The organism is Pasteurella oralis, from assembly GCF_042681465.1.
Taxonomy (GTDB): Bacteria; Pseudomonadota; Gammaproteobacteria; order Enterobacterales; family Pasteurellaceae; genus Pasteurella; species Pasteurella oralis.
In genome coordinates this window covers 1-21,618 of the sequence record NZ_JBHUFP010000027.1, presented here as the reverse complement: position 1 = coordinate 21,618, position 21,618 = coordinate 1, and the positions used below count along the sequence as shown (strand labels likewise).

Sequence of the window (21,618 nt, the reverse complement as noted above, 5' to 3'; positions counted from 1 at the left end):
CGGTCAGTTTTTGCAAAGTTTTGCTCATTTCATTGCTTACTACTCAACAGTAACTGCTTTAGCTAAGTTTCTCGGTCGATCTACATCAGTCCCTTTCATCAAAGCCACATAATAAGCTAACAACTGCATAGGGACGATATAAAAAATAGGTGCTGTCAACGTATTCACTTTTGGCATACTGATAACTTTTATCCCCTCACTCTCGAAAAAGCCTGCCTTTTCATCTGTAAAAATATAAAGTTGTCCACCTCGCGTCCGAACCTCTTCAATATTCGATTTTACTTTTTCCAAAAGTAAATTACTTGGTGCAATGACAATAACAGGCATATCTGCATCAACCAAAGCTAATGGTCCATGTTTTAACTCACCCGCAGCATAGGCTTCAGCATGAATATAAGAAATTTCTTTTAGCTTTAAAGCTGCTTCCAACATAATAGGATAATATTCACCACGCCCTAAAAATAAGGCATGTTGCTTTTCAACAAAATCTTGCGCGAATCTTTCAATGACTGGTGCAAATGCCAATGCATTCTCAATTTCTGTTGGTAACGATTTTAGTGCTTGCACAATATTCTGTTCTTGTTGAGTCAAAATAGTCCCTTTGGCTTTACCAATTGCACTTACAAGTATAAGCAAATTAACTAACTGGGTCGTAAAGGCTTTCGTTGAAGCTACACCAATTTCAACACCAGCATGCGTCATAAAAGCAAAATCCGATTCTCTTACCAATGTAGAACCTGCTACATTACAAATTGTTATAGTGCCTAGATAATCCTTTGTTTTAGCTAAACGTAACGCAGCGAGCGTATCAGCCGTTTCACCAGATTGTGATAGTGTAATAAACAAACTGTTGTGACGTGTCACAGCTTGGCGATAACGAAATTCAGAAGCAATTTCAACATCACAGCTCATTCCAGCTAAGTCTTCAAACCAATAACGCGCAACCATCCCCGCATGATAAGAGGTACCACAAGCCACAATTTGAATATGTTCAACTTTTTCTAACAGCGCGACTGCATTATGCCCGATACTTTCTAATAAGATATGTTCATGGCTTATTCGTCCATTCATCGTATTAATTAATGCGGTAGGCTGCTCAAAAATTTCTTTCTGCATAAAATGACGAAATGCGCCCTTTTCAATAGTTTCACTTGTCAAAATGATGTGCTGACTTTCACGCAAAACCACTTTTCCGCTTAAATCATAAATTTGCGCTGAATCAGAAGTTATTTCGGCAATATCACCTTCTTGTAAAAAAATAAAATGACTCGCTACATTAACTAACGCAATCTGATCTGAAGCAAAAAAGTTTTCATTGTTTCCCAACCCAATCACTAATGGACTACCTGATCGTGCTGCAATAAGATGACGTGGATTTTCACAATCCATGACCACAATGGCATAAGCACCTTTAAGCTGCTTCACAACAGACTGTACTGCATGTAGTAAAGAGGCTGCAGTACGCATTTCCCACGCGACTAGATGCGCGATAACCTCAGTATCCGTTTGTGATTGAAAGAAATAACCTTTATCTTGCAACATAGTACGTAGTGCTTGATAGTTTTCAATAATGCCATTATGTACAACTGCAAAATTTGCAGAAACATGGGGATGAGCATTATTTTCCGAAGGTTCGCCATGAGTCGCCCAGCGAGTATGCGCAATTCCTGTTCCACCACGCAATGGGTGCATCATAATTGCCTGTTCTAATGTATTTACTTTACCTAAACAGCGTAAACGCTGTAGCTGTTGTTGCTCATTAACAATTGCAATCCCTGCTGAATCATACCCTCTATACTCCAAACGATGTAAACCATTAACTAGAATATCTGCTATATCACGCTGTGCTACCGCACCAACAATACCACACATTGCTTTTCCTCTTTTAGTAATACAAAGCTAATACACTAAATTTCCTGTCAATAAAATAAGTACATTTGCTAATTTAAAAATTTAATCACGAAGAGTAGCATGTTATAGAGTTGGCGATAAAATGTAAATTAATTTATCATTTGGAGTGAGAGAACAATATAAAAAGCTCTGTGATAATTCACAGAGCTTTCAAAGTGTAAAAAGGATTACTTAATTATTTTACAGCGTCTTTTAATGCTTTACCAGCAACGAACGCAGGCACTTTAGATGCAGCAATTTTGATTTCTGCACCAGTTTGTGGGTTACGACCTGTACGCGCTTTACGTGCGTTTACTTTGAATGTACCAAAGCCGATTAATTGCACTGGCTCACCAGCTTTTAAACTGCCAGAAATCGCTTCTAAAGTTGCTTCTAATGCTGCTTTAGCTTGCTTCTTATTTAAATCAGCTGCACTTGCAATTGCATCGATTAAGTCCGTTTTATTCATAAATAAATACCTTCTACTTTTATTCAAATTGTAAGGAAAAACATTGTGTGTTTCCGATAACTATCATCACTGTAACTACAGCAATAGCAAGCTTAATCTAAGTTAACGATAAAACAAAGCAAGATTTTTAAAAATTGTAATAAACATCACATTATTGCTCAATTTTTATACCAATATTGGAGATTCCACTATCTCTCAACTCATTTTTTAAACTTAATATGAGGGATACATCGCGTTCTTCACACTCTTTTAAACTACGATATATCTGCCATTGCACATCTAATTCTTGTTGTATGTCCTCACTTTCTTTGAGTTCTTTCTCGCTTAATTCACTTTCATTTTGCGTTTCTAATAATGTACTAATCGTATATAAAGAAAGTTGGCTCAATTTAATCGCTTGTTCTAGCGTAGCACCCGCAATAATAGCATGCAGCAATTCAGAAAGCCCCTCACAAGCATCAATAGCTGGTAACACCCCATAAAATTTATAATCATTCACATCTGGAATGATGTGTTCCAATTTTTCCAATTGGCTTTCAAAGTTGATTTTAGCTCCTTTCACAGTTAAATGTTCCCATACCAGATTAAGAATATTCTGATATATTTTTGCGTTACTATCTTGTTCAGTCACTTGGCAAAATAACTGAAAATTAGGCAACATACGTTCACATAAGCAAACCATAAAAGTGACATGCTGCCAAGCTTCAAGATTTTCTAAACGTTTATGAATCGGATTTCTCATGATTTATCGTACTTTATTTATGGTAATTTTTAGAATAGTGATGAATAGCATCAACAAACACTTTTGGGCTGCTCTCAGGTACATCTTGGTGAATACCATGTCCTAAATTGAACACATGCCCACTTCCTTGTCCAAAATCGGCTAAAATCGACCGCACTTCTTGTTCAATACGGTCAGGAGAAGCATATAACACAGAAGGATCCATATTACCCTGTAAAGCAACTTTATGTCCAACTCGAGCTTTCGCTTCTGCTAGATTGACGGTCCAATCTAATCCTAAAGCATCACAACCCGTCTCAGCCATTGCCTCCAGCCATAGACCTCCCCCCTTAGTAAATAAAGTTACAGGGACTTTACGACCTTCATTTTCACGAATCAAACCATCAACAATTTTATGCATGTACTGCAATGAAAAATCTAAATACTCACGATGTCCAAGAACGCCGCCCCATGTATCAAAAACCATCACTGACTGTGCACCAGCTTTAATCTGAGCATTTAAATAGAGTATTACTGCCTTTGCTAATTTATCTAATAAGCGATACAACAATTGCGGTTCGGCATACATCATTCTTTTAATTTTAGTAAATGCCTTACTGCTTCCACCTTCAACCATATAAGTTGCTAATGTCCATGGGCTACCAGAAAAGCCTATCAATGGCACTTCACCTTTTAGTTCGTGGCGAATAGTACGTACCGCATTCATTACATATTGCAATTCCCCCTCTGGATCTGGAATCGGTAAATTATCAACCGCACTTTTACTTTCAATAGGATGTGCGAACTTAGGTCCCTCGCCAGCACCAAAACTCAAACCCAGCCCCATTGCATCAGGAATAGTTAAAATATCGGAGAATAAAATTGCCGCATCAAGTGCGTAGCGACGCAGCGGTTGTAATGTCACTTCACAAGCTAATTCTGCATGACGACATAAAGACATAAAATCACCTGCCATTGCGCGCGTTGCCTTATATTCAGGTAAATAACGTCCCGCTTGTCGCATCATCCAAACTGGTGTCATGTCTACTGGCTGGCGCAATAATGCGCGTAAATAACGATCATTTTTTAATGTTGTCATTTTATTTTCCTTTCTTCTTCCGCACAAAGCTTTAATGTATGCTCAATTAATTTCAATGCAATAGTCCCTCGTGGTGGAAGCTCTGGTAAAACGCTATCATAACGAAACCATTTTGCATCACAAATCTCAGCCTCTTGTAAACAAATTTCCCCACTTTCATAGTCAGCTAAAAACCCAACCATTACCGAATTTGGAAATGCCCATGGCTGACTACCAAAATAACGTAGATTATTAATTTTAATACCTGTTTCCTCAAAAACTTCGCGATGTACTGCTTGTTCAAAGGTTTCCCCAACTTCGACAAACCCAGCCAATGTAGTATAAATTCCACCTTTATGACGTAAATGGTTAGCTAATAAAATCTCACGTCCACGGCGTACAGCCACAATAATACAAGGATGAATCACAGGGTAAGTACGGTATGTGCAATGCATATTTTGACATTCTACTGCCCATTCATTTTCTGTAATTTGAGTGGGGGAACCACATTTACCACAAAAGCGATGTGTATTAAGAAAATAATTCAGTTCAACACCGCAACTCAACACATTAAATACATCTTCAGGTAAGAATAACTGATCACGTAAAGAGAAATATTGCCTTGAATCAGATAACTTTTCTTCAACTAAATACACTGGTTGTCGTGCTAGTTCACCAATCACCATCGCATTTAAACCTTGTAAATTAAAATCAAGCGCTTTTCCCTGTGGTAGCTGACCTTCAATGAGATGCAAAGATGACCCTTGTGTTAACAGCCAAAATCCAGTGTCATTAGGTTGAATTGGTTTCATATAAACTCACAAAATTTTGAAAAAACTGACCGCTCTTTTGGCGATAATAACTGAATAAAGTGCGGTCATTATAAAAGGAATTTGGTCATTTAGCGAATAAAAAACCCCGAACATTTGTTCGGGGTTTTGAGCTATTAGTGCTTATTGTGCATCATCAACTTCAACCATATTTAGCATTTCAGCTAAACTTGCACTTGCATCCTCAGAAGTCATCACAAATTCTGAAGCAATCTCTTCTTCATCTGCTGCAGAAAGTTTGACTGGAACATCATCAGACATAATGACTTTCTTCTGGCGATTTTGGTGATAAGCAAAACCTGTACCTGCTGGAATTAAACGACCAACGATGACATTTTCTTTCAAGCCACGTAATTCATCACGCTTACCAGCAACTGCAGCTTCCGTTAACACACGTGTTGTTTCTTGGAATGATGCAGCTGAGATAAATGACTCGGTTGCAAGAGATGCTTTAGTAATACCAAGTAATTCACGCTCAAATTCAACTAATGGTTTACCTTCAGCTTCGCGTTTACGATTTACGATCTTAATACGCGCAACTTCAACTTGTTCACCTTCTAAGAACTCAGAGTCATAAGCTTTGGTGATAATTGCTTTACGTAACATCTGGCGCACAATAACTTCGATGTGTTTATCGTTAATTTTTACCCCTTGTAAGCGGTAAACTTCTTGAACTTCATTCACAATGTAGTCAGTAACTGCATGTACACCACGTAAACGTAAAATATCATGCGGAGTCTCTGCGCCATCAGAAATCAAGTCACCACGCTCAACCATTTCACCTTCAAATACGTTGAGCTGACGCCATTTAGGAATCATTTCTTCGTAAGTTTCGCCTTCCGCTGGTGTAATTAATAAACGGCGTTTACCCTTAGTTTCTTTACCAAATGATACGATACCAGAGATCTCAGCTAAGATAGCTGGTTCTTTCGGTTTACGCGCTTCAAATAAATCTGCAACGCGAGGAAGACCACCAGTAATATCTTTCGTACCCACAGATTCTTGTGGAATACGTGCTAATGGATCACCAATGTGTACTTCTGCACCATCATCTAAAGTCACAATTGCTTTACCTGGTAAGAAGTATTGAGCAACTACATCTGTGCCTGGGATTAAAATATCATTGCCTTTTGTATCAACAAGTTTAATCGCTGGACGTAAATCTTTACCAGCCGTTGCACGCTCACCTACATCTTGTACAACAATTGATGATAAACCAGTTAATTCATCCGTTTGACGGGTTACAGTTAAGCCATCAATGATATCCATGAATTTCACGAAACCACTTACCTCAGAAACAACTGGCATAGTATGTGGATCCCAATTTGCAACCGTTTCACCTGCATTGACTTCTTGGCCATCAGCTTTGCTTAGGATCGCACCGTAAGGCACTTTATAATGTTCTTTTGTACGACCAAAAGCATCAATAATCGTTAGTTCTGTGTTACGTGAAGTTAATACTAATTTACCTTCGTTGTTAGTCACGAATTTCACATTAGCTAAACGTAATGTACCTGTATTTTTCACTTGAACACTGGATTCTTTCGCTGCCGCAGATGCCGCACCACCGATATGGAACGTACGCATGGTCAACTGTGTACCTGGTTCACCGATTGATTGTGCTGCAATCACACCCACCGCTTCACCTTGGTTAATTAAGTGACCACGTGCAAGATCACGTCCATAACATTTTGCACACACTCCAAAGTCTGTATTACAAGTTACAACTGAACGTACTTTAATGCTATCGACTGAGTTTTCATCAATCACATCACATAACTTCTCATCTAATAAAGTATTACGTGGGATTAATACATCTTCAGTACCTGGTTTTAATACATCTTCTGCAACAACACGCCCTAATACACGATCACGTAATGCTTCTTTAACATCACCGCCCTCAATTAATGGGGTCATCACGATACCTTCGTGTGTACCACAGTCATCTTCGATGATCACTAAATCTTGTGCCACGTCCACTAAACGACGGGTTAAGTAACCAGAGTTTGCTGTTTTTAATGCTGTATCCGCAAGACCTTTACGCGCACCGTGAGTTGAAATAAAGTACTGTAATACGTTCAAACCTTCACGGAAGTTTGCGGTAATTGGTGTTTCAATGATCGAACCATCTGGACGTGCCATCAAGCCACGCATACCCGCTAGCTGACGAATCTGTGCTGCAGAACCACGCGCACCAGAATCTGCCATCATAAAGATACTGTTAAATGAAGCTTGTTTTTCTGGCTGACCCTCACGGTTAATGACTTCTTCTGTAGACAGATTTTCCATCATCGCTTTTGCTACGCGTTCATTTGCTGCAGCCCAAATATCGATCACTTTGTTATAGCGTTCACCTGCTGTCACTAGACCTGATTGGAACTGTTCTTGAATTTCCGCGACTTCTTCTTCTGCTGCAGAAATAATTTCATATTTCTTCGCTGGGATCACCATATCATCGATACCCACTGATGAACCAGAACGTGCTGCATAAGCAAAACCAGTATACATAATTTGGTCAGCGAAAAGCACACTCGGTTTCATCCCTAAACGGCGATAGCTTTCATTAATCAATTTAGAAATTGCTTTTTTACCTAAGGTTTGGTTAAACAAGCTAAACGGCATACCTTTTGGTGCAATCATCCATAGGATAGCGCGTCCAATAGTGGTATCCACTAAGTTTGTTTGTGGCTCAAATTCACCTGCTGCGTTTTTCGCATATTCAGTAATACGCACTTTCACACGTGAATGTAATTCTGCTTGACCTGTACGATACGCTTTTTCCGCTTCACGTGGATCTTGTAGCAACATGCCTTCGCCTTTACCGTTCACTTTATCACGAGTCATATAATACAGACCTAATACCACATCTTGTGAAGGAACGATAATTGGTTCACCGTTTGCTGGTGATAAAATGTTGTTAGTTGACATCATTAATGCACGGGCTTCTAACTGTGCTTCTAATGTCAATGGCACGTGAACCGCCATTTGGTCACCGTCGAAGTCCGCGTTAAACGCCGCACAAACAAGTGGGTGTAATTGGATCGCTTTACCTTCGATTAATAAAGGTTCAAATGCTTGAATACCCAAACGGTGCAAGGTTGGTGCGCGGTTTAATAAAATTGGATGCTCACGAATCACGTCAGCTAAGATATCCCATACGATCGCATCTTCACGCTCAACCATTTTCTTCGCTGCTTTAATCGTTGAAGCGAAGCCACGGCTTTCTAATTTTGCATAGATAAACGGACGGAATAATTCCAATGCCATTTTCTTCGGTAAACCACATTGATGTAGGTGTAAATATGGACCTACGGTGATTACTGAACGACCTGAATAGTCAACACGTTTACCTAATAGATTTTGACGGAAACGACCCTGTTTACCTTTGATCATGTCCGCAAGTGATTTTAATGGGCGACGGTTAGAACCAGTAATTGCACGACCACGACGTCCATTATCTAATAATGCATCGACAGACTCTTGTAACATACGTTTTTCGTTACGCACGATAATATCTGGTGCGATTAAGTCTAAAAGGCGTTTTAAACGGTTGTTACGGTTAATCACACGACGATACAAATCGTTCAAATCCGAAGTTGCAAAACGACCACCATCAAGCGGGACTAATGGGCGCAAATCTGGCGGTAATACGGGTAATACCGTCATCACCATCCATTCTGGTTTGTTACCCGATTGAATAAAGGCTTCTAATAATTTTAAGCGTTTAGTGATTTTCTTACGTTTCGTTTCTGAGTTGGTTTCTTGTAATTCTTCACGTAAGTTTTCACATTCTTGAGGCAAGTCCATATCGCGCAATAAGGCTTGAATTGCTTCTGCACCCATTTTTGCGTCAAACTCATCACCCCAACGATCTTCTGCATCTAAATACTGCTCTTCGGTTAACAGCTGACCTTTTTCTAAATCAGTCATGCCCGGCTCAATCACAATATATGATTCAAAATATAATACACGCTCAATATCACGTAATGGCATATCTAATAATAAACCAATACGAGACGGCAGTGATTTTAAGAACCAAATGTGCGCCACTGGTGAGGCAAGTTCAATGTGCCCCATGCGCTCACGACGTACTTTAGTTTGCGTAACTTCAACACCACATTTTTCACAAATCACACCACGATGCTTTAAGCGTTTATATTTACCACATAAACATTCATAATCTTTTACTGGTCCAAAAATACGGGCACAGAAAAGACCATCACGTTCTGGTTTGAATGTGCGGTAGTTAATGGTTTCAGGCTTTTTAACTTCACCAAATGACCAAGAACGGATCATGTCAGGTGAGGCTAAACCAATTTTGATCACATCAAAATCTTCACTTGTTTTTGATTGTGCTTTTAAAAACTTAACTAAGTCTTTCACAGATTTGCTCCTGTCGGAGTTAAACTTATTCAAGTGCGGTCGAAATTTTAAAAATTTTCACCGCACTTGAGCGTACATTGCTTCACACCAAGCTTGGCTATGATGTCAGATTAATCTTCATCCAAATCAATATTGATACCAAGCGAGCGAATTTCTTTCATAATTACGTTGAAAGATTCTGGTGTACCTGGATCCATTTGATGTGTACCACCTACGATGTTTTTATACATCTTAGTACGACCGTTCACGTCATCAGATTTCACAGTTAGCATTTCTTGTAAGGTATATGCTGCACCGTATGCTTCAAGAGCCCATACCTCCATCTCACCAAAACGCTGACCACCGAACTGTGCTTTACCACCCAATGGCTGCTGTGTAACCAAGCTATAAGAACCCGTTGAACGCGCATGCATTTTGTCGTCAACTAAATGGTTCAATTTGAGCATATACATATAACCTACAGTTACTGGACGCTCAAATTTCTCACCAGTACGACCATCAAATAAAGTAATTTGACCTGAAGTCGGTAAACCACCTAACTCTAATAGACCTTTGATTTCGCTTTCGTGTGCACCATCAAATACAGGGGTTGCGAGCGGTAAACCTTTACGTAAGTTCTGTGCTAAACGCATCACTTCTTCATCAGTGAAAGTGCTTAAATCCACTTTTTGTGAACCGTGACCCAAGTCGTAGGCTTTTTGCATATACTCACGCAATTTCGCCACTTCTTGTTGCTGCTTGATCATGGCATTGATCTTGTCACCGATACCTTTCGCAGCTAAACCTAAGTGCGTCTCTAAGATCTGACCGATATTCATACGTGATGGAACACCCAGCGGGTTCAACACGATATCAACTGGTTGACCGTTTTCATCGTATGGCATATCTTCCACAGGATTAATTTTTGAGATAACCCCTTTGTTACCGTGGCGACCAGCCATCTTATCACCTGGTTGAATCTGGCGTTTAACAGCAAGATATACTTTCACTACTTTCAATACGCCTGGTGCTAAATCATCACCTTGAATGATCTTGCCACGTTGAACTTCTAGCTTACGCTCAAATTCTTTACGTAATTCTTCGTACTGTTCAGCAAGCTGCTCTAATTGATTTTGCTGTGACTCATCACTTAATGATTGCTCTAACCATTTAGTGCGGTCTAATTTATCTAAATTTTTCGCTTCAAAACCACCAGCGATAAGGAGATTACGTACACGAGTAAACAAGCCAGCTTCAAGGATTTCTAATTCTTCCACAAGGTCTTTTTTCGCTTGTTTTAACTGCATTTCTTCGATTTCAAGCGCACGTTTGTCTTTTTCTACGCCATCGCGAGTAAAGACTTGAACGTCGATAACTGTACCCGATACACTGTTTGGTACACGTAATGAAGAATCTTTAACATCAGATGCTTTTTCACCAAAGATTGCACGTAACAATTTTTCTTCTGGAGTTAATTGTGTTTCACCTTTTGGTGTCACTTTACCCACCAGAATATCTCCGCCTTTAACTTCTGCCCCAATATAAACAATACCTGATTCATCCAGTTTACTTAATGCGGCTTCACCCACATTTGGAATATCTGCTGTGATTTCTTCAGAGCCTAATTTAGTGTCACGCGCCACACAAGAAAGTTCTTGAATGTGAATTGTTGTGAAACGATCTTCTTGTACCACACGCTCAGACACTAACATCGAGTCTTCAAAGTTATAACCATTCCAAGGCATGAAGGCGACACGCATGTTTTGACCAAGTGCTAGCTCACCTAAATCCGTTGAAGGACCATCAGCTAACACCTCACCACGCCCAATAGGTTCACCTAAAGACACACAAGGCACTTGGTTAATACAAGTATTTTGGTTTGAACGGGTATATTTAACAAGATTATAAATATCAATACCTGCTTCACCTGGGATCGTTTCATCTTCATTGACTTTTACTACGATACGTGAAGCATCAACATATTGAATTGTACCACCACGTTTCGCGATAACAGTGACACCAGAGTCCACTGCTACTGCTTTTTCAATACCAGTACCGACTAATGGTTTATCCGCACGCAATGTTGGTACTGCTTGACGTTGCATGTTTGCACCCATTAATGCACGGTTCGCATCATCATGTTCAAGGAATGGGATTAACGCCGCAGCAACAGAAACCACTTGTTGAGTTGAAACGTCCATATAATGAATTTCGTCTGGACGGTATAAACCAGATTCACCATGTTCACCACGACAAGTGACGAAAGCATCAGTAAAACGGAAATCTTCATCTAAATTTGAGTTCGCCTGTGCAATAACATACTTACCTTCTTCAATTGCAGATAAATATTCAATTTCTTCCGTCACTTGACCATTCACTACTTTACGATATGGTGTTTCTAAAAATCCATAGTCATTAGTACGCGCGTAAACAGAAAGTGAGTTAATCAAACCAATGTTTGGACCTTCAGGTGTTTCGATTGGACAGACACGACCATAGTGCGTTGCGTGAACATCTCGCACCTCAAAGCCTGCACGTTCACGTGTTAAACCACCCGGACCCAATGCAGAAATACGACGTTTGTGCGTCACTTCTGATAACGGGTTATTTTGATCCATAAATTGTGAAAGTTGTGAAGAACCAAAGAATTCTTTCACCGCCGCAGAAATAGGTTTTGCATTGATCAAATCTTGTGGCGTCACGGCATCTAAATCGCCCAAAGACAAGCGTTCTTTCACAGCTCTCTCAACACGCACTAAACCAATACGGAATTGATTCTCCGCCATTTCGCCCACTGAACGAATACGGCGGTTACCTAAGTGGTCAATATCATCCACTTCACCGCGACCGTTACGGATCTCAATCAGTTTCTTCATCACACCGATGATGTCATCATTACTTAAAATGCCGCTACCAGTCTCTTCATCAATACCTAAAGAGCGATTAAATTTCATACGACCCACTGCAGATAAATCATAACGATCGGATGAAAAGAATAGATTATCAAATAAATTTTCTGCTGCTTCTTTCGTAGGTGGTTCACCTGGGCGCATCATACGATAAATTTCAACTAACGCACTTAAACGATCATTCGAAGGATCAACACGCAATGTTTCTGAAATATAAGGACCATGATCTAAGTCATTAGTGAATAACGTTTCAATAGTTTTATAGCCTGCTTGTGATAATTTCGCCAACATTTCTAACGAAATTTCCATATTGGCAGGACAAATGACTTCACCAGTATCTAAATCGACATAATCTTTAGCAGCCACTTTACCAACAATATATTCCGTTGGTACTTCAACTTGTGTAACATTATCTTTTTCTAATGCACGAATATGACGTGCAGTAATACGACGACCACGTTCAATATAAACTTTACCATTTGCTTCGATATCAAAGGTTGCTGTCTCACCACGTAATCTCTCTGGCACTAATGTCATAAGCAATTTGTTATCTTTAATCTCAAAAACAACTTTATCGAAGAAAAGATCAAGGATTTGCTCTGTAGTGTAGTTTAATGCACGTAAAATAATAGTTGCAGGTAATTTACGACGACGGTCAATACGCGCATATAAGTTATCTTTTGGATCAAACTCAAAATCTAACCAAGAACCACGATAAGGAATAATGCGCGCATTATATAAAACTTTACCTGAAGAATGGGTTTTACCTTTGTCAGAATCAAAGAATACACCTGGGCTACGATGTAATTGCGACACGATAACACGTTCAGTACCATTAATGACAAAGGTACCATTATCGGTCATTAATGGGATTTCCCCCATATATACTTCTTGTTCTTTAATATCTTTAATTGTGCCCGGTGCAGCGTCTTTATCATAGCTGACTAAACGTAATTTAACACGTAATGGCGCAGCGTAAGTAGTACCACGAATTTGACATTCTCTTACATCAAATACTGGCTCACCTAATTGATAACTGACATATTGTAATTCAGTATTGCCATTATTGCTGACAATTGGGAAAACAGAACGGAATGCAGCTTCTAATCCTTGCAAACCTTCTGGATCTCTTTGGATAAACTTATCAAAAGAGTCAAGTTGGATTGTTAATAAATAAGGTACATTTAAAACTTGCGGGCGTTTGCCGAAGTCTTTACGAATACGTTTTTTCTCGGTATATGAGTAAACCATAGGGTTCCTCTGCTGTGTTTCAGTGAACCAAACACATAATGTTATAGAAATAAACACTATGTATGCGATGTATGTTATTAAGATACCGTTTCCAGATGACCGCACTCTGAACCTTACTTCTGATGAGCGGATACCCCAAATTATGTCAACTTAATTAATTTGAGAAAAACAGAAAAAACCAAACGGAGAAATTTATTCCTGTTTTGATAGCACAAAATGGCTGATGGAAAAACCACCAGCCATCGAGCCTTGAAGGGCTAACAAGTTAACCAAAATTATTTGATTTCTACTTGTGCGCCAGCTTCTTCTAATTCTTTCTTAAGTGCATCAGCTTCAGCTTTAGAGATACCTTCTTTCAATACTGCTGGAGCAGATTCTACTAAGTCTTTAGCTTCTTTTAAGCCTAAACCAGTTGCACCACGTACTGCTTTGATAACTGCTACTTTATTAGCACCTGCGCCTGCAAGAACTACGTCGAATTCAGTTTTCTCTTCAGCTGGTTCTGCTGGACCTGCTGCTACAGCTACTGCTGCCGCTGCTGCAGAAACACCAAATTTTTCTTCCATCGCAGTGATTAATTCTACGATTTCAGTTACAGATTTAGAAGCGATCGCTTCAATAATTTGTTCGTTAGTTAATGACATAACAATCAATTCCTAAAGTAAAAAAGTTAAACGAGTAAAGAAACGGCTGAATTAAGCTGCTTCTTGTAATTTGTCGCGTAATGCTGCAAGAGTGCGAACAAGTTTGCCTGCCGCAGCTTCTTTCATTGTACCCATTAAACGTGCAATTGCTTCGTCGTAAGTTGGTAATGTTGCTAAGAATTCAACATCTTGGATCTTACCTTCAAAGGCTGCACCTTTAATTTCAAACTTATCGTTTGCTTTTGCAAAATCTTTGAACAAACGGGCTGCTGCGCCTGGATGCTCAGTAGAGAATGCGATAAGTGTTGGACCTACAAACGTATCTTTTAAGCACTCAAAATCAGTACCTTCAACTGCACGACGTAATAAAGTATTACGTACTACACGCATTGAAACACCGTTTTCACGAGCTGCTTTACGTAATTCAGTCATTTTATCTACTGTTACACCACGAGAATCCGCAATAACAGCTGATAGGGCACCTTTGGCTGCTTCGTTTACTTCAGCAACAATTGCTTGTTTGTCTTGAAGATTTAATGCCATTGGCTTTTAGCTCCTGAATACACTCCGATTTCTCGGACTTAAATTACCTCATATAAATAATAATATGAGGACGACTTCGGTGCACAGAAGCAAGAAAAATTCTTATTCTGTTCACCATCTACGTAGGATAATTAAGAAACACTTGATTTCCCCTACGGTCTTGGACGGGGCTTGAAATTGGTCAAGCACCATCAATTTTCACCACTATATTTATATGGCAAAATTCAGATGCGGGATTATAATCAGAATTTCTTGTTTTGTAAATATAATTTATCAAAAAATAAACTACTGCTATGATGTTTCTCTCAGGTTTTGCTAATAAAGCTTACTTTGTTATAAAACTCATTTGACAACGAAATCTATAATACAAAATCATTACGTCTTATACAGTGATCAGGTGCAATATATTGAGATGAAGATTAATAAACAAACCGCACAAAAAATTGTCAGCCGTACAATGAACATTATCCAAAACTCGGTCAATGTAATGGATGAAAATGGAATTATTATTGCTTCAGGTGACAGTTCTCGTGTAAACCAAAAACACATTGGCGCTATTGTAGCGATACGCGAAAATAAAGTGGTAGAAATTGATCAAACACTCGCAGAAAAATGGAACTTTGAGGCTAAACCAGGTATCAATATGCCAATCAACTATTTGGGTAATATTGTAGGCGCGGTAGGTATTTCTGGTGAACCTGATAAAGTAAGATCTTATACCGAGCTAGTCAAAATGACCGCTGAATTAATTATTGAGCAATATATTTTATTAGAACAAGAACGTTGGCTGCATCGATATAAAGAAGAATTCATCCTGCAACTGCTTGATGAAACACAACAAATAACACAACTTAAACAACAAGCCCATTTCTTTGATGTTGATTTACAGCAACCTTACATTGTTGTCATCATTCAATTATCTACAACTAGCGCAGAATTACTACAAGAACTCATCACCTATCTTCAACAACCTCATTTTACTCATCATTTAGCAATTTTAGCACTCGATAAAATTGTACTATTACTTCCTCAAACACAAATTAAGCACAAAGAGCTGGCTAAATTATTACCAGAAACAGCCATATTACACAATTATCACATAGCTGTCGGCGGTTACTTTACTGGTGAATCTAAAATACATTATTCTTATCAAACCGCACTTTCGACCCTTGAATATGGTTTACAATATCATCCTAAAAAAACAATTTACTTTTTTGAACAATATCAGCTACCTGTCCTGTTACAAAATTTAACTCGCTCTTGGCAAGCGGAAGAATTACTCAAGCCAATCCAAAAACTCATTCAACAAGATCAAAACCACCTACTTAGAAAAACATTACAACAATATTTTTTATCAAATTGTGATCTATCTCTCACTAGCCAAAAGCTATTCATTCATATTAATACATTGCGCTACCGCCTCCATAAAATAGAGCAAATAACTAGTTTATCTTTCAATAAGATAACTGATTTATTTATCTTATATTTGGGTACATTATTATTGCCTTAAAATTAGCCAAACTAACAATAAATTCCGTTTCATCCTGTACATTCTTGTAGTTTTATACAAAGCTTTTTTAGTACAAATTCACAATAATAATGATTGAACCTAAACAACATAAAGGAGGTTATTATGAGCGGTATTACACTCATTATTAGTTTTGTTATTGCCATCATTATTATGATTTGGTTAATCGCAAAACTCAAAGTTCATCCTTTCTTAGCATTAATGACTATCTCACTTTCGTTAGCACTCATCGCTGGGATTAGTCTCAATAAGATCCCGAGTATTGTAGGTGATGGTTTCAGTGGTACCTTTAAAAGTATTGGGATTGTAATTATTTTTGGAGCAATCATAGGCACCATTTTAGAAAAAACAGGCGCTGCACTAAAACTTGCTGATATGGTTGTCAAAATCATTGGTCAGAAAAAACCTGAACTTGCGATGCTGATCATGGGCTGGGTTGTTGGTATCCCTGTTTTTTGTGATAGTGGCTTTGTTGTTCTCAATCCGATACGTGAAGCTCTGCGTAAAAAAATTGCCGCTAATCCAGTAAGTATGGCAGTGGCGTTGAGTGCAGGGCTTTATGCTGCGCATGTCTTTATACCACCAACTCCAGGACCAATTGCAGCAGCAGGTGCGGTTGGTTTAAGCCATAATTTATTACTTGTCATTGGAATGGGGACTGTTGTCTCACTTCCCGTCTTATTTGCTAGTTACCTTTTTGCAAAATGGACAAGTAAAAATATTACTTTAATTGAAGATGATTCAGATCCAATCATTAGCAAAAGCTATGATGAACTACTCAAACAATATGGCCAATTACCAAGTGGTTTCTTAAGTTTAGCACCTATTTTTATACCTATTTTACTTATGGCATTAGGCTCAATCAGTAAAATCATGGCAATAGAAGGTAATTTGGGTATATTGCTACAGTTCTTAGGAAATCCAATTATTGCTCTTGCTATTGGTGTTATTTTTGCCATCTTATTATTGATTCAGTCTGGTAAAAGCTCAGAATTTGATACATTAACAAATGACACTTTAAAATTAGTGGGGCCTATTCTCTTTATTACCGCAGCGGGTGGAGTATTAGGCAAAGTGATTACTGAAGCAGGATTCGTTGAATATATTAAACAAAATGCGCATATCATCAGCACTGCGGGTATTTTCTTCCCATTCCTGATTTCTGCTATTTTAAAAACAGCACAAGGTAGCTCAACAGTAGCAATTATTACTACAGCATCAATTATGGGTATGTTCAACGCTAGTGATTCGTTAATGAGTGCATTAGGTTTAACTTCTGAAATTGCAGCCTCATTAACTGTAATGGCAATTGCAGCGGGTGCAATGTGTGTATCCCATGCAAATGACAGTTACTACTGGGTTGTGACTAATTTCAGTAAAATGACGCCACAACAAGGCTATCGTACTCAAACGATGCTGACTTTTATCATGGGGATCGTTGGTATCTTAACCGTCTATCTGCTGTATTTAGTGTTAGTTTAATAGGATCTTAATATGAAAATTGTGATTGCACCTGATTCTTTTAAAGAAAGTTTAACCGCACTTGAGGTCGCTAATGCTATTGAAACGGGCTTCAAGAAAATTTTTCCCCACGCCCAATATATTAAAGTACCAATGGCTGATGGTGGTGAAGGTACAGTGCAATCTCTTATCGATGCTACACAGGGCTGTTTAATCTCAACATCTGTGATAGCTCCACTTGGTAATACTATTTCTGCCACATGGGGACTATCAGGAGATAGAAACACTGCTTTCATTGAAATGGCGGCTGCCTCAGGATTACATTTAGTACCACCTGAGCAGCGAAACCCATTAAAAACAACTAGTTTTGGGACGGGACAATTAATTAAAGCAGCACTTGAAAGCGGCATAAAAAAAATCATACTCGGCATCGGTGGCAGCGCCACCAATGATGGTGGTGTTGGTATGCTACAAGCATTAGGTGGAAAGTTCTTTGATCAGGAACAGCGAGAAATTCAATTAGGCGGAGCTGCATTGCAGCAACTTTCTGCTATTGATCTTACCAATCTTGACCCACGTCTAAAAGCAGTAGAACTTCAAATTGCTTGTGATGTTACTAATCCTTTGTGTGGTACAAACGGAGCCTCTGCCGTTTTTGGTCCACAAAAAGGGGCGACTGTAGAAATGGTACAACAGCTTGATCATGCGCTATATCATTTTTCTTCTATTGTGGAGCAGCAATATCATCTTAACATTCGTGAACAACCTGGTAGCGGCGCAGCAGGTGGAATGGGGGCGGGTTTGTTATTACTTCCTAATGCCCAACTACAATCAGGCGTAGATATTGTCATTAATGCCGTCAATCTAACAAGACAAGTTGAGAGTGCTAATTTAATTATTACTGGAGAGGGCAGAATGGATAGCCAAACAGCGCAAGGGAAAACACCAGCTGGAGTTGCTAAAGTTGCAAAACACTTTAACAAACCTGTCATTGCAATTGTTGGAAGTTTAAAGGAAGACTATGAAGTGATATATGATATTGGTATTGATGCTGTTTTTCCGATACTACGCCAAGTAGAAAATTTAGAAACTACTTTGAAAAAAAGTAGAGAAAATCTAATTTCTACTGCACAAAACGTGGCAAGACTTTGGCAACTTATCAAAGTTAACCAATAATTATTTTTCATAGAAAAGACCGCACTTTATAGCCATAAAGTGCGGTCTTTTTTTAATTAATTCTATGAATTATAGTGAAGACTGATCAACAGCTACACCAGCACCCATAGTTGTAGAAATACTTACTTTCTTGATGAATACACCCTTAGATGTCGTCGGTTTTGCTTTCGCTAATGCAGCTAATAACGCTTGTAAGTTTTCTTTTAACTGTGCTTCGCTGAAATCTACTTTACCAATTGTTGTGTGGATAATACCGTTTTTATCATTACGGTAACGAACCTGACCTGATTTTGCATTCTTCACAGCTTCAGCAACGTTTGGTGTTACAGTACCAACTTTAGGATTTGGCATTAAACCACGTGGACCTAAAATTTGACCTAATTGACCAACAACACGCATTGCATCAGGAGAAGCAATGACGACGTCAAAGTTCATTTCACCTTTTTTCACTAAGTCTGCTAAATCTTCCATACCAACTAAATCTGCACCAGCTTCTTTAGCAGCTTCTGCATTCGCACCTTGCGTGAATACAGCAACACGTACAGAACGACCCGTACCATGTGGCAATACTGTTGCACCACGTACGTTTTGATCAGATTTACGAGGATCGATACCTAAGTTAACCGCAACATCTACACTCTCAACAAATTTTGCAGTTGCAAACTGTTTTAATACAGTGATTGCTTCGTTGATTTCATAAGCTTTAGTAGAATCTACGCCAGCCTTGATTGCTTTCATTTTTTTAGTCAATTTAGCCATCGTATTATTCCTCTACCACTAAGCCCATTGAACGAGCAGTACCAGCGATTGATTTCATCTTAGTTTCGATAGATGCACCAGTCATATCTGCCGCTTTAGTTTCAGCGATTTGACGGATTTGCTCTAAAGTGACTTTACCCACTTTATCTTTGTTCGGTTTACCCGAACCAGACTTGATACCAGCTGCTTTTTTCAATAATACTGCGGCAGGTGGTGTTTTGGTGATAAAAGTAAATGAACGGTCTGCATATACAGTGATAACAACGGGAATTGGTAAACCTTTTTCTAAGCTCTCAGTACGAGCGTTAAATGCTTTACAGAATTCCATAATGTTTACACCTTGTTGACCTAATGCAGGACCAACTGGTGGTGATGGGTTAGCCATACCAGCTGCAACTTGCAACTTAACATAGGCTTGTACTTTTTTTGCCATTTTTAGCTTCCTCTAGAATGGGTAATAACGCTATTACTAGCTCCCCTGTTTACGAAAAGGCTGTATTCTAATTAAATACAGCCCAAACTTCAAGTAAAATTACTCAAAATATGATTGCACTTTATGCTTACATCAAGCATTAATAAAATACGGTCAGAATCTAGTTTGTTTTTTCCACTTGACTAAACTCAAGTTCAACTGGTGTTGCACGACCAAAAATAGAAACAGACACTTTTAAGCGACCTTTTTCATAATCCACTTCTTCCACAGTACCATTAAAGTCAGCGAATGGTCCTTCAGTGACGCGAACTTCTTCACCAGGCTGGAATTCTTTTCTGTGACGTGGTTTTTCTGAACTTTCTTGTAAACGGTTTAAAATTCTATCCGCTTCACGCTGTGAAATCGGTGCAGGTTTATCGGCTGTACCACCAATAAATCCCATTACACGCGGAACACTACGTACTAAATGCCAAGTTTCATCATTCATTTCCATCTGAACTAATACATAGCCAGGGAAAAATTTACGTTCACTTTTACGTCTTTTCCCAGCCACATTCTCAACAACTTCTTCTGTTGGGACAAGTACTTCACCAAACTGATCTTCCATTTGATGTAATTTAATATATTCACGTAAAGTTGCTGCCACACGCCCTTCAAAACCTGAAAAAGCCTGTAATACATACCAACGTTTTTTTGGTGCGGTATCTGTCATATTAGAACCTCAAATCTGTTAAGAACGTAATTAATGCAACGATAACTGAATCTAATCCCCATAAAATTAATGAAACAAGGATTGTGACACCTGCAACAATAAAAGTGGTCTGAGTTGCTTCTTGACGCGAAGGCCATACAATTTTTCTTAATTCAATTTTCGACTCGCTGAAAAAATGACGTGCTTTTGTGCCTTGATTTGTTAATGCCGCAATACCGAGCGCAACAAGCAATAAAATAACTACACCAACAACACGAATTGGGGTAGAAAATTGTTCTACAAGGTAGATATTACCTAATGCCGCCCCTGCAATGACAGCAACAACTAAAATCCATAAAAAACTATTTAGGCCTTTTGACTTTAAGCTATCATCTTCGTGCGTATTTTTCTTAATTTCTAACGCCATAATTTAATCCATTACTTAATCTAAAAAAATAGGGATTCGTTTCTGAACGCGTGATTGTAGCACTTTATTTTATGATTGCATATATAGAAGAATCATTTTTTAATTAAGTTAGTACCAATCTCAATTCATTACATCTATATATAAGTGCGGTCAGTTTTGGTGAAGTTTTATCACACTTCTCATTGAATCATGATAACACCGAAGCTAAAAGCCTAAGAAGTTAACATTCCATCATTCTTAAAAGTACAAACGCATGTCAGTATAAAACATGCGTTTTGTATAACCAATCTATCCAGTCTATCCAACCAAGCAAAAATACTACACAAAAACACTCAACCACAAAAAAAAGGCGTACCTCTCGATACGCCTTCCTCTATTATTCAATCTAATTGAAAATTCAATTATTTGATAATTTTCGCTACAACACCAGCACCCACTGTACGACC

General features: G+C 38.6%; 16 protein-coding genes. 3 read left to right on the top strand and 13 right to left on the bottom strand.

Annotated elements, in window-relative coordinates; all coding sequences use genetic code 11:
• Window positions 1-39 precede the first annotated feature (39 nt).
• The 9 genes from glmS to rplJ all read right to left on the bottom strand — a co-directional run bounded on the left by glmS (window position 40) and on the right by rplJ (window position 14,697).
• A complete protein-coding gene (gene glmS / locus ACFSAV_RS11305) occupies window positions 40-1,872 on the bottom strand; it encodes a glutamine--fructose-6-phosphate transaminase (isomerizing) (protein ID WP_379099755.1) in 1,833 nt (610 codons plus the stop codon).
• Between the two features lie 214 nt (window positions 1,873-2,086).
• Window positions 2,087-2,359 (bottom strand): HU family DNA-binding protein, encoded by a 273-nt coding sequence (locus tag ACFSAV_RS11300; protein WP_049214718.1) that lies wholly within the window; start codon window positions 2,357-2,359, stop codon window positions 2,087-2,089.
• A gap of 151 nt (window positions 2,360-2,510) precedes the next feature.
• Window positions 2,511-3,101 (bottom strand): YjaG family protein, encoded by a 591-nt coding sequence (locus ACFSAV_RS11295; protein WP_101775182.1) that lies wholly within the window; start codon window positions 3,099-3,101, stop codon window positions 2,511-2,513.
• Between the two features lie 13 nt (window positions 3,102-3,114).
• Window positions 3,115-4,179, bottom strand: a complete 1,065-nt coding sequence (hemE, locus tag ACFSAV_RS11290; protein WP_379099751.1) for a uroporphyrinogen decarboxylase — start codon at window positions 4,177-4,179, stop codon at window positions 3,115-3,117.
• Entirely contained in the window at window positions 4,176-4,970 is a 795-nt protein-coding gene (gene nudC, locus ACFSAV_RS11285; RefSeq protein WP_379099748.1) for an NAD(+) diphosphatase, read from the bottom strand. The genes hemE and nudC overlap by 4 nt, the downstream gene beginning before the upstream one ends.
• 141 nt (window positions 4,971-5,111) lie before the next feature.
• Entirely contained in the window at window positions 5,112-9,371 is a 4,260-nt protein-coding gene (gene rpoC / locus ACFSAV_RS11280; protein WP_379099745.1) for a DNA-directed RNA polymerase subunit beta', read from the bottom strand.
• Between the two features lie 110 nt (window positions 9,372-9,481).
• Window positions 9,482-13,510 (bottom strand): DNA-directed RNA polymerase subunit beta, encoded by a 4,029-nt coding sequence (gene rpoB, locus ACFSAV_RS11275; protein WP_379099742.1) that lies wholly within the window; start codon window positions 13,508-13,510, stop codon window positions 9,482-9,484.
• 275 nt (window positions 13,511-13,785) lie between these two features.
• Complete coding sequence (rplL, locus tag ACFSAV_RS11270) at window positions 13,786-14,154, bottom strand: 50S ribosomal protein L7/L12 (protein WP_379099740.1); 369 nt, start codon at window positions 14,152-14,154, stop codon at window positions 13,786-13,788.
• 51 nt (window positions 14,155-14,205) lie between these two features.
• Entirely contained in the window at window positions 14,206-14,697 is a 492-nt protein-coding gene (gene rplJ / locus ACFSAV_RS11265; protein WP_049214725.1) for a 50S ribosomal protein L10, read from the bottom strand.
• A gap of 412 nt (window positions 14,698-15,109) precedes the next feature.
• Between rplJ and ACFSAV_RS11260 the strand changes: the two genes are divergently transcribed.
• The 3 genes from ACFSAV_RS11260 (at window position 15,110) to ACFSAV_RS11250 (ending at window position 18,862) form a co-directional block, all read left to right on the top strand.
• Window positions 15,110-16,207 carry a sugar diacid recognition domain-containing protein gene (locus ACFSAV_RS11260; RefSeq protein WP_101775177.1) on the top strand — a complete coding sequence of 366 codons (1,098 nt, stop codon included), beginning with the start codon at window positions 15,110-15,112 and terminating at the stop codon, window positions 16,205-16,207.
• 123 nt (window positions 16,208-16,330) lie between these two features.
• Complete coding sequence (locus ACFSAV_RS11255; protein WP_379099736.1) at window positions 16,331-17,707, top strand: GntP family permease; 1,377 nt, start codon at window positions 16,331-16,333, stop codon at window positions 17,705-17,707.
• A 12-nt stretch (window positions 17,708-17,719) separates the two neighbouring features.
• Window positions 17,720-18,862 carry a glycerate kinase gene (locus tag ACFSAV_RS11250; protein ID WP_379099733.1) on the top strand — a complete coding sequence of 381 codons (1,143 nt, stop codon included), beginning with the start codon at window positions 17,720-17,722 and terminating at the stop codon, window positions 18,860-18,862.
• A gap of 69 nt (window positions 18,863-18,931) precedes the next feature.
• Here ACFSAV_RS11250 and rplA read toward each other — a convergent pair whose 3' ends face one another.
• From rplA to secE, 4 genes are all read right to left on the bottom strand, one after another.
• Entirely contained in the window at window positions 18,932-19,621 is a 690-nt protein-coding gene (gene rplA, locus ACFSAV_RS11245; protein WP_101775174.1) for a 50S ribosomal protein L1, read from the bottom strand.
• A gap of 4 nt (window positions 19,622-19,625) precedes the next feature.
• Complete coding sequence (gene rplK / locus ACFSAV_RS11240; RefSeq protein WP_005763439.1) at window positions 19,626-20,054, bottom strand: 50S ribosomal protein L11; 429 nt, start codon at window positions 20,052-20,054, stop codon at window positions 19,626-19,628.
• A gap of 160 nt (window positions 20,055-20,214) precedes the next feature.
• Window positions 20,215-20,766: a transcription termination/antitermination protein NusG gene (nusG, locus tag ACFSAV_RS11235; protein WP_101775173.1), complete on the bottom strand. Its 552-nt coding sequence runs from the start codon at window positions 20,764-20,766 to the stop codon at window positions 20,215-20,217.
• 1 nt (window position 20,767) lies between these two features.
• A complete protein-coding gene (secE, locus tag ACFSAV_RS11230; RefSeq protein ID WP_101775172.1) occupies window positions 20,768-21,172 on the bottom strand; it encodes a preprotein translocase subunit SecE in 405 nt (134 codons plus the stop codon).
• Window positions 21,173-21,618: the final 446 nt, after the last annotated feature.

Excerpts from the sequence above, each read along its gene's own strand:
- glmS (WP_379099755.1), bottom strand. The coding sequence starts at position 1,872 with ATGTGTGGTATTGTTGGTGCGGTAGCACAGCGTGATATAGCAGATATT.
- ACFSAV_RS11300 (WP_049214718.1), bottom strand. The coding sequence starts at position 2,359 with ATGAATAAAACGGACTTAATCGATGCAATTGCAAGTGCAGCTGATTTA.
- ACFSAV_RS11295 (WP_101775182.1), bottom strand. The coding sequence starts at position 3,101 with ATGAGAAATCCGATTCATAAACGTTTAGAAAATCTTGAAGCTTGGCAG.
- hemE (WP_379099751.1), bottom strand. The coding sequence starts at position 4,179 with ATGACAACATTAAAAAATGATCGTTATTTACGCGCATTATTGCGCCAG.
- nudC (WP_379099748.1), bottom strand. The coding sequence starts at position 4,970 with ATGAAACCAATTCAACCTAATGACACTGGATTTTGGCTGTTAACACAA.
- rpoB (WP_379099742.1), bottom strand. The coding sequence starts at position 13,510 with ATGGTTTACTCATATACCGAGAAAAAACGTATTCGTAAAGACTTCGGC.
- rplL (WP_379099740.1), bottom strand. The coding sequence starts at position 14,154 with ATGTCATTAACTAACGAACAAATTATTGAAGCGATCGCTTCTAAATCT.
- rplJ (WP_049214725.1), bottom strand. The coding sequence starts at position 14,697 with ATGGCATTAAATCTTCAAGACAAACAAGCAATTGTTGCTGAAGTAAAC.
- ACFSAV_RS11260 (WP_101775177.1), top strand. The coding sequence starts at position 15,110 with ATGAAGATTAATAAACAAACCGCACAAAAAATTGTCAGCCGTACAATG.
- ACFSAV_RS11255 (WP_379099736.1), top strand. The coding sequence starts at position 16,331 with ATGAGCGGTATTACACTCATTATTAGTTTTGTTATTGCCATCATTATT.
- ACFSAV_RS11250 (WP_379099733.1), top strand. The coding sequence starts at position 17,720 with ATGAAAATTGTGATTGCACCTGATTCTTTTAAAGAAAGTTTAACCGCA.
- rplA (WP_101775174.1), bottom strand. The coding sequence starts at position 19,621 with ATGGCTAAATTGACTAAAAAAATGAAAGCAATCAAGGCTGGCGTAGAT.
- rplK (WP_005763439.1), bottom strand. The coding sequence starts at position 20,054 with ATGGCAAAAAAAGTACAAGCCTATGTTAAGTTGCAAGTTGCAGCTGGT.
- nusG (WP_101775173.1), bottom strand. The coding sequence starts at position 20,766 with ATGACAGATACCGCACCAAAAAAACGTTGGTATGTATTACAGGCTTTT.
- secE (WP_101775172.1), bottom strand. The coding sequence starts at position 21,172 with ATGGCGTTAGAAATTAAGAAAAATACGCACGAAGATGATAGCTTAAAG.